An 8892-nucleotide genomic window follows, 5' to 3' on the forward strand; every position below is an offset into this window, starting at 1 on the left:
AGACCAGAGAACCGATGGCGCCTGGAGCTAGACAATACAATTACTAATTTAACATATACAATCGTACAAGTTGTTATGACAGGTTTAGCGAAATATATATGTAGAGAGCGATTGTAAGTACTGCGAGAGTAGGAAGCAAAATAACAAATTGCTTATGCTTTGTCTTATGGCGAAATTGCTTCATTCCAAAAGTGGCACCCAGGGCTCCACCTAAAATGGCCACGAGCCAAATATGTTGTTCTGAAATGCGCCATTTGTGGTTTTTTGCTCTATTTTTATCAACATACATGAGTAAGAAACCGTAAACGTTTAAAATTATATAGATTATTAAAATTGTGTACATTGTTTTTCCACCTTTTACATCGCAAAAATGCGCCTTATCGTTTTTAGTTTAGATTCTATGGCCGTTATTCCAATTCTATGGTTTTTATCTTAAAATCATGAAACAAACAAAAAAGGTTACTCTCATTTTACAATGGGAGTAACCTTTTTACCTAGCCTAAATTATTTTAAGTTGCTTTTTGCAACTGTTGCTAATTCAGCGAATGCTTTTTCATCGCTAACAGCAAGGTCAGCAAGCATTTTACGGTTTACTTCGATACCAGCTAGCTTAAGTCCGTGCATTAAACGGCTATAAGATAGACCATTCATACGTGCAGCTGCGTTGATACGAGTAATCCATAGCTTACGGAAGTCGCGTTTCTTTTGACGACGGTCACGGTAAGCATACATTAATGATTTCATTACTTGTTGGTTTGCAACTTTATATAAAGTGTGTTTTGAACCGAAATAACCTTTAGCTAATTTTAATACCTTTTTACGACGTTTGCGTGTAACAGTTCCGCCTTTTACTCTTGGCATTTTGTACCCTCCTAGAATCTATATCAATCGATCATGATTATTTTAAGTTGTCTAACATGTGGCGAATACGTTTGAAATCGCCTTTGCTTACTAATGAAGCTTTACGAAGCTTACGCTTTTGTTTTGTAGTTTTATTTCCGAATAAGTGACTTGTATATGCTTGTGAACGTTTCAGTTTACCAGATCCTGTTTTCTTGAAACGCTTTGCACTTCCACGGTGTGTTTTCATTTTTGGCATAGGGAGTTCCTCCTCAATTCATTACTTTTCGATTTTAGGTGCTAGTACTAAAAACATGCTTCTACCATCCATTTTTGGATGCGATTCAACAGTAGCAACTTCAGCACAAGCTTTAGAAAAACGATCTAAAACACGTTGACCGATTTCTTTATGTGTAATCGCACGACCTTTAAAGCGAATAGATGCTTTAACTTTGTCACCTTTTTCAAGGAATTTAATTGCGTTACGAAGCTTTGTATTAAAATCATGCTCATCAATTGTTGGACTAAGTCTAACTTCCTTGACGTTAATAACCTTTTGATTTTTACGAGCTTCTTTGTCCTTCTTTTGTTGCTCAAAACGGAATTTACCGTAGTCCATAATACGACATACAGGTGGTTTCGCATTTGGGGCAACCAATACAAGATCAAGATTTGCTCTAGCAGCAATTTCTAATGCTTCAATTTTGGATTTAATTCCTAGCTGATCACCATTTTGACCAATCAAACGAACTTCGCGGGCACGAATGCCATCGTTTACCATCATGTCTTTGCTAATAATTAGCCACCTCCAAGGTTTTTTAAAGAATGCCTCGTTTGAAACTTGCGCATTTTACAGGTTTGAGACAAACAAAAAAGTGTGAATGCATACACACCCACACTATTACAATTCATTTACATAATTAATGACTAATGAACGTAAAACCTATTAACTGCAATTTGCGTCAATCAGGTGAGAAGCGGGTGCTTCTACTTTCTCAAACAAGTATTCAATTTACCTTCAAAAGTATAACATTGATGATGGTATCTGTCAAATAGTGATGCTAGAATCACACAACGTTGTTTATTCTAGCATGCACTTTATTTTTTGACAAGACTTTTTTATCTTTTTACATCTTGTAGGATTGCTGCAAGGAATGTTTCAAATGACAATGTTTCTGATTTTTGTTCGCCATATCTACGGACATTCACTGCATTTTCTCCCACTTCATTGTCCCCGACAACGAGCATATATGGAATTTTTTGCATTTGTGCTTCACGAATTTTATAGCCGATTTTCTCATCACGATCATCAATTTCTACACGTAATCCTTCTGCTTGAAGTTTCTCCTGTACACTCTTCGCATAATCTAAATGAGCATCTGGAGAAACTGGAATAACTTGAACTTGAACAGGTGCTAACCAAGTTGGGAATGCACCTTTGTATTCTTCGATTAAATAGGCAACAAAGCGCTCCATTGTCGATACGACACCGCGGTGAATAACGACTGGACGATGTTGTTTTCCATCTTCACCAATATAAGTTAAATCAAAACGTTCTGGTAATAAGAAATCAAGTTGGACAGTTGAAAGTGTTTCATCTTTTCCAAGTGCTGTACGAACTTGAACATCAAGCTTTGGACCATAAAATGCTGCTTCGCCTTCTGCCTCAAAATAATCAAGACCAAGATCATCCATTGCAGCTTTTAACATTGTTTGTGCTTTTTCCCACATTGCATCATCATCGAAATATTTTTCAGTATCAGCTGGATCACGATAAGAAAGACGGAAGCTATAATCTTTTATATCGAAGTCTTTATAAACCTCTAAAATAAGATTTACAACACGTTTAAACTCTTCCTGAATTTGATCAGGTCGAACAAAGATATGTGCATCATTAAGAGTCATTCCTCTTACACGTTGTAGACCAGATAATGCTCCACTCATTTCATATCGGTGCATTGTTCCTAATTCAGCAATACGGATTGGAAGCTTGCGATAGCTGTGAATGCCATTTTTATAGATCATCATGTGATGCGGGCAATTCATTGGACGAAGCACAAGTTCTTCATTATCCATTTCCATTACCGGGAACATGTCATCTTGATAATGGTCCCAGTGACCTGAAGTTTTATAAAGCTCAACATTTGCAAGAACAGGTGTATACACATGGTCATAACCTAGTCTTACTTCTTTATCCACAATATAGCGTTCGATTACTCGACGGATAGTCGCGCCCTTTGGAAGCCATAGTGGCAAGCCTTGACCGACTTTTTGTGAGTTTGTAAATAGGCTTAGTTCTTTACCTAGTTTACGATGGTCACGTTCTTTTGCCTCTTCAAGAAAATGAAGATATTCATCAAGGTCCGCTTTTTTGAAGAATGCAGTACCATAAATACGTTGAAGCATCTTGTTATCGCTATCTCCGCGCCAGTAAGCACCTGCAATACTTAATAGCTTAAATTCCTTAATTTTTCCCGTTGAAGGAACATGAACACCACGACAAAGGTCAAAAAATTCACCTTGTTCGTAAATAGTTAATGTATCTCCTTCTGGAATATCTTGAATCAACTCAAGCTTAAGCTCATCACCAATCTCTTTGTATCGACGAATTGCTTCATCTCTTGAAACCTCTACACGATTAATTTCAAGATTTTCATTCACAATCTTTTTCATTTCTTTTTCAATCTCAGGTAAATCCTCAGGTGTTAATGACTTCTCCATATCAATGTCATAGTAGAAACCATTTTCAATAACTGGGCCCACACCAAGCTTTACGTCTTTGTATAGACGTTTAATCGCTTGTGCCATTAAGTGGGCTGTACTGTGTCGCATGATTTCTAGTGCAGCATCAGTATCTTGGGTAATGATTGCTATTTCACCATCTTCTTGGATTTCAGTTCGTAAATCAATTTCTTTGCCGTTAAATTTACCAGCAAATGATTTTTTCTTTAATCCTGGGCTGATTGAGCCTGCAATTTCTTCTGTTGTTGTACCTTTAGGAAACTCCTTCACTGCTCCGTCTGGGAATGTAATTTTTACTACATCTGACATCAGTTTTCAACTCCTTTAATTTAAAAGCGCAAGGCGCCTGGACTGAGGAACATCGACTAACTACCGCCACGTCCTGTGGCGAACGTCGATGTCAGCACTTCCTGTGCAAGTCAAGNNATGGCGCCTGGAGCTAGATATAAAATATCTTTTGAAAAATAAAAAATACCCGTCCCTAATAAAAAGGGACGAGTATTAATTTTAATATCGTGGTTCCACCCAAGTTCCCATGTCAGACCTAGGTCTTTCATGGCTCAAGAAATAAATAACGGTTAACCCGTCAGTAATTACAACTTTGTTAAGCAAAGGTTCACTACTGAAGTTTAGAGGTGGTAAACGTATCATTCGTGTTAGGAAGCTTCCAGCATTGTCTTCCCTCTCTGTCAACCGTAACTATACGATCATGTCCTCATCATAACTTTTAAATATAAATATAATATTTGTTATTATAGTCTTATTTAAAAGTTAAATCAAGAGCACATCAACTATTTATATTTTTTTTGCTTTCAGGCGTCTATTTTCAAAGGATTTCTTCGTATAAATCGTGACATTCTCTAAAAAAATATTGTGAATGGTTTGGATCATTCCATTATCAATCTGATCTGTGTAAATAGAGATTGATTTTGGTGAAATCGATACTAAAGGTGCCAAAACGGCTGAATCAATGTACATCGGCTGATGCAAGATTAATTTTCGATCGATAAACTTAAAAAGATCATCCCGCTTAATTTCAGTAAACGTATCATCATAAAAATAAAATTGCTCATCATGTAAAATATGTAATTGGTCAAGCTTCGGTTCCCGCTTTTCCCGAAATTCTCGCAATCCTTGGATAAATGTTTGATACTCCTGTTCAAGCTTGTATTCGTCAATTGCTGATTCCACAATTCGTAATAATACCTCATTGTACGAGCGCATACGAAACTTTAAAAATGATTCAAAGGAAAAAGAAATTGGAACCTGCAAGAAATCATGTAGCGCTTCAGCTATCAGCTGTTCCCGCGGAATGACATCCTGTACCGCTGGTATATCTGGGTTATTCCCATCCATTAATGCTTTTGTAATTTCTAAAATTTGTTTTTTCTCTTCATAATCGGAAAAGTAAAATATATTTTCAATATAATCAAGAATCCAATTATCCTCTTTATTTTTGATAATAAATTCGGTCATAACCGGAATGATCACAATCTGAATCGCATATTGTATTTTTTCTGATGAGAAAACTGACACCACATTATCTTCTTCATTTACAACCTCTATGTAATCTATAGAAAGAGCTTTTACCTTTCTTAGTAAGCCCTTATACATTTTTTGTGCATCTATTATTTCTTGAAATTGCATTTCAATCAAGCTAGTCCCCCCATTTCACCAATACCATTACCCTGTTAAATGTATATGGTAAATGGGACAACTTTAGAATATAAAAAAATTGGCTATCCTTTTTCAGGACAGCAATTTAAATCAAATACGCATTGGCGTATTTGGGCCCGATTTTTTTAGGCCCACACGATCTGGGTCACAAAGACGTTGCCACAGGATGTTGCGTTCTTAGTCTTTGATCGTATGTTCGAAAACTTTCCATTGAAAAATCGTGGCATCCGCCGGAGGCTCTAACTTTAAACAGGTGGGGTTAAAACCCCACCTGTTTAAAGTTAGTATCGTCTATTCTCGCCTTTAAGTTCAACCGGTTTTGCTAAATATTTGATACGTTCCATAATTCTAGCCGCTTTTACTTTTTCCTCTTCACCACGTTGTGTATAGGATAAGTGGTGTTCAAGACCTTTGAAATCAAAATTTGAGGTGAAAAAGGTAGGTAAGTTTTCAAGCATACGATATTGTAGAATACTTCCAAGAATATCATCACGCATCCAGCTAGACATGGATTCTGCACCGATATCATCAAGCATTAAAACGGGAACCTTTTTAACCGCATCAATTTTTGAATTGATGGATTGGTCCTGTAAGGAACCCTTTAATTCCCTCATGAACTCAGGAACATACACGAGCATGGATGCAACCTTCTGTTGTGCCAATCCATTTGCAAGTGCTCCTAAAAAATAGGTTTTGCCAATTCCAAATGAACCGTACAAATAAAGTCCTTGCATTCGTTTTCCTGATTCATAATGATCAAGAAATTCCTGGATTAATAAAATTGCATCAGAACGTCCTGCATCAAAATCAATGGATTCAAGGGAAGCATCTAGAATATCCTTTGGAACATACATACTTCTGATTAGTGATTTATATTTAGTCTGCTCATCATGCATAACTTTTTTCGGACATCTTTCATAGCTTAAATGAATTGAATTACCTTTAAGCTCGAGATGGGGGTGATATCCCTGTAGCATGTTTTTACATGTATCAAGACTTTTACATTTCGTGCATTCCTTGCTTTGGTTAATATATTCGTACAGTTTTCCCAGACTTCTATTGATCGTATCATTCGATATTTCATCTTGATGGGCATTAATAAAGTCCCTTACCTCTGGATTATTCAACACTTCATGCTTGATTTGTTCATATCGCTGTTGAAAGCTAGCATTATTAGATAGTTCTTTTAAGGAATCCTGAATCGGTTTCATGATTTCACCCCCATCCTATTTGTTATTCTTTTTCAATCTTTCTTCAAATAAACGCTTCTTCTCTTCAAACGAAGAATCATGCGTTTCCTGTTTAGGTGCTTCTATTTGTTTTCCTTCGTCCTCTTGCTTTAACCAATCAGGCAGTAATTCTTTACGTATCGGCTGCCTTTTGTATTTATTTGTCTTTTTATCAGCAGTCCAATTATGCTTTTTAGCTGTTTCCATTGCCTCTTTTACAGTCTTAATATTCAAACGCGCCCAGTTGCTCGCGATGGTTTCAACATAGGATTTAGTAAGCCTCATATCTGATTTTAACATGACATAATATAACAGTACATTCACAACACCTGGAAGAAGGTTTTGTCGGAACATGACATCTTCAATGATTTTTAATTCTGAGACAGACGGCTGTGCTCCCCCAGAAACATCAATTAGGAACTCTTTTGGGGAGATTCTTTCAAGCTTTTGAATTAATTCCTCTTCCTTTGTTTGCGGTACTTTATTTACCATGGTTTGTTTTGGCAGTGGTTGAATTTTTTCAGTGAGAGAAGGTAATTCATTGCCGGTTTCAAATTGATACCAATCCCTTGAAGCTCTTCTTAATTTTTCAATATCAATTTTCTCATTTGGGTCAAAGGCACTCATGACAATCCCTTGCATCTCAATTGGATCGATTCCGTAGAGGAAAGAGAGCTTTGTGATCGCCTCCTTAACCCTAGGAGTGATCGATTTTTTCGGTATCATCACTTCGGAAATTCCCGCAAAGAACAAATCAAAATTAAAGTTTTCATTTTCAATGAAAAGCTTTTTTTCCTCACTTCGGTCCATAAATTCTGTATTTTCATCACGTTCAAGATTTTGATTCATTTCATCACTAATTGAGGAGATCATCTTCGAAACTTTTACTGATTCAAATACTTCACTAAAAGCTTTTGTAATTGGTTTATACGAATCTAAATCTAGTTCATGATCCGAAAAAAACTGCTTAAGTTTAAAAAATTTACTTTTACCAAGCCTGTTATATAAGTAGACGTTAAGGACACCATCCGTAAAAAAAGCCCTTGGTGAAAGGGGTGCTTGCAGTTCGTAAATAAAACTCCTAGAATCCCCATCAGACTTTACAAATATTTTTAATAGGCCAATGCCTTCAAGCTTTAGTCGTTCTTGATAAATTTCCTCAAGATTCGTTTGAAGAAGCGCCATTAAAGTATAATGGGTACTTTCCTCACTCCAAAGTCGATTTTGCTCCAATTCACTCCACAGGGTCATATAAAGACTGAAGGCTTTCATTCCAATTAGAGGTTGGTATAGCAATGAGACAATTTTCCGATCATAGTCATGCAAAAGGTCTGCAGCATGAACGATATAGCGATCAACTGGTACTAATTCCTTCCAATGCTCCATTTCATCAAGGCCTTCCATTTCTAAAAATAAGAAAGTTTAAATTTCTTTACATAGTTTTCGGTGTCTAGCTCCAGGTGCCATCGGCTCTCTGGTCTAAGCCAATCACTTCGGAAGGTATAATACACCTTCTGTCAGTGCTTGTCTTATGCTTGTCGCCTAAAGCTGCGCGCCTTCTGCTTTTCTAAATATCTCGTAATTTTATATGGTTGTCAATTCTTAATTAATGATAATACTTCACTGCGAGCGGCTGGGTCTTTTTTTAAGATCCCCCGAACTGCGGAAGTAACGGTTTTTGCCCCTGGCTTTTTGACGCCGCGCATTGTCATACACATATGCTCTGCTTCGATGACTACCATTACTCCGTGAGGTTGAAGTGTTTCAACAATGGAATCGGCTATAGTTGAAGTGATTCTTTCTTGTAATTGAGGTCTTTTTGCAACGGCTTCTACAGCCCGTGCAAGTTTGCTTAAGCCTGTTACTTTCCCACCCTTAGGAATATAGGCTACATGGGCATACCCATAAAACGGGACGAGATGGTGCTCACACATGGAGTAAAATGGAATGTCCTTTACCAACACCAATTCTTCGTGATCTTCGCCAAAAACGGTTTGAAAGTATTCTTTCGGGTCATCCTGTAGGCCTGAGAAAACTTCAGCATACATTTTTGCAACACGTTTCGGTGTATCGACTAGTCCTTCTCTCTGTGGATCCTCCCCAATTGCTTCTAAAATCATCGTAACGGCTTGCTCTATCTTTTTATAATCTACGGAAGTCATTCGCCAACCCCTCCTATTATCAAATACTGCCGGTGCATTGATTCTAGCATAATTATGTATTGAAAACAAAAAAGAGCCGTTGCTCACGACCCTTTTTGTAACTTTAACATAGGTTGTATGTAAAATTATTTCACTGCATCTTTAAGCGCCTTACCTGGTTTAAATGCAGGAACCTTGCTTGCAGCGATTTCGATTTCTTCACCAGTTTGAGGGTTACGGCCTTTACGAGCTGCACGCTCACG

10 protein-coding genes and 1 other annotated feature are annotated in these 8892 nt (G+C 37.2%); all 10 genes read right to left on the reverse strand.

The window, feature by feature from the left end:
* Positions 1–73: 73 nt before the first annotated feature.
* Positions 74–343, reverse strand: coding sequence for a DUF1294 domain-containing protein (locus V7147_RS00730; RefSeq protein WP_335365948.1), 270 nt, complete (start codon positions 341–343; stop codon positions 74–76).
* Between the two features lie 161 nt (positions 344–504).
* Positions 505–861: a 50S ribosomal protein L20 gene (rplT, locus tag V7147_RS00735; protein WP_057999469.1), complete on the reverse strand. Its 357-nt coding sequence runs from the start codon at positions 859–861 to the stop codon at positions 505–507.
* 37 nt (positions 862–898) lie between these two features.
* Positions 899–1099, reverse strand: coding sequence for a 50S ribosomal protein L35 (rpmI, locus tag V7147_RS00740; RefSeq protein ID WP_335365949.1), 201 nt, complete (start codon positions 1097–1099; stop codon positions 899–901).
* Positions 1100–1120: 21 nt separating this feature from the next.
* A complete protein-coding gene (gene infC, locus V7147_RS00745) occupies positions 1121–1639 on the reverse strand; it encodes a translation initiation factor IF-3 (RefSeq protein ID WP_335365954.1) in 519 nt (172 codons plus the stop codon).
* Positions 1640–1703: 64 nt separating this feature from the next.
* Positions 1704–1839 (reverse strand) — a sequence feature (ribosomal protein L20 leader region).
* 120 nt (positions 1840–1959) lie between these two features.
* Positions 1960–3891 (reverse strand): threonine--tRNA ligase, encoded by a 1932-nt coding sequence (thrS, locus tag V7147_RS00750; protein ID WP_335365950.1) that lies wholly within the window; start codon positions 3889–3891, stop codon positions 1960–1962.
* A gap of 486 nt (positions 3892–4377) precedes the next feature.
* On the reverse strand, positions 4378–5229 hold the full coding sequence (ytxC, locus tag V7147_RS00755; RefSeq protein WP_335365955.1) for a putative sporulation protein YtxC: 852 nt from the start codon (positions 5227–5229) through the stop codon (positions 4378–4380).
* A 311-nt stretch (positions 5230–5540) separates the two neighbouring features.
* Positions 5541–6470, reverse strand: a complete 930-nt coding sequence (gene dnaI / locus V7147_RS00760) for a primosomal protein DnaI (protein WP_335365951.1) — start codon at positions 6468–6470, stop codon at positions 5541–5543.
* Positions 6471–6485: 15 nt separating this feature from the next.
* Positions 6486–7874, reverse strand: coding sequence for a replication initiation and membrane attachment family protein (locus tag V7147_RS00765; protein WP_335365952.1), 1389 nt, complete (start codon positions 7872–7874; stop codon positions 6486–6488).
* 209 nt (positions 7875–8083) lie between these two features.
* Positions 8084–8650 carry a GTP cyclohydrolase I FolE gene (gene folE, locus V7147_RS00770; RefSeq protein ID WP_335365953.1) on the reverse strand — a complete coding sequence of 189 codons (567 nt, stop codon included), beginning with the start codon at positions 8648–8650 and terminating at the stop codon, positions 8084–8086.
* Positions 8651–8775: 125 nt separating this feature from the next.
* On the reverse strand, positions 8776–8892 hold a 117-nt coding region (locus V7147_RS00775), incomplete at its 5' end, for an HU family DNA-binding protein (protein WP_335365956.1).

Origin of the sequence: Bacillus sp. JJ1521 (assembly GCF_036965165.1) — a bacterium.
Lineage (GTDB): Bacteria > Bacillota > Bacilli > Bacillales > Bacillaceae_L > Ferdinandcohnia.

Coding starts and splice junctions, on each gene's coding strand:
- V7147_RS00730 (WP_335365948.1), bottom strand. CDS start 343: ATGTACACAATTTTAATAATCTATATAATTTTAAACGTTTACGGTTTC.
- rplT (WP_057999469.1), bottom strand. CDS start 861: ATGCCAAGAGTAAAAGGCGGAACTGTTACACGCAAACGTCGTAAAAAG.
- rpmI (WP_335365949.1), bottom strand. CDS start 1,099: ATGCCAAAAATGAAAACACACCGTGGAAGTGCAAAGCGTTTCAAGAAA.
- thrS (WP_335365950.1), bottom strand. CDS start 3,891: ATGTCAGATGTAGTAAAAATTACATTCCCAGACGGAGCAGTGAAGGAG.
- ytxC (WP_335365955.1), bottom strand. CDS start 5,229: ATGCAATTTCAAGAAATAATAGATGCACAAAAAATGTATAAGGGCTTA.
- dnaI (WP_335365951.1), bottom strand. CDS start 6,470: ATGAAACCGATTCAGGATTCCTTAAAAGAACTATCTAATAATGCTAGC.
- V7147_RS00765 (WP_335365952.1), bottom strand. CDS start 7,874: ATGGAGCATTGGAAGGAATTAGTACCAGTTGATCGCTATATCGTTCAT.
- folE (WP_335365953.1), bottom strand. CDS start 8,650: ATGACTTCCGTAGATTATAAAAAGATAGAGCAAGCCGTTACGATGATT.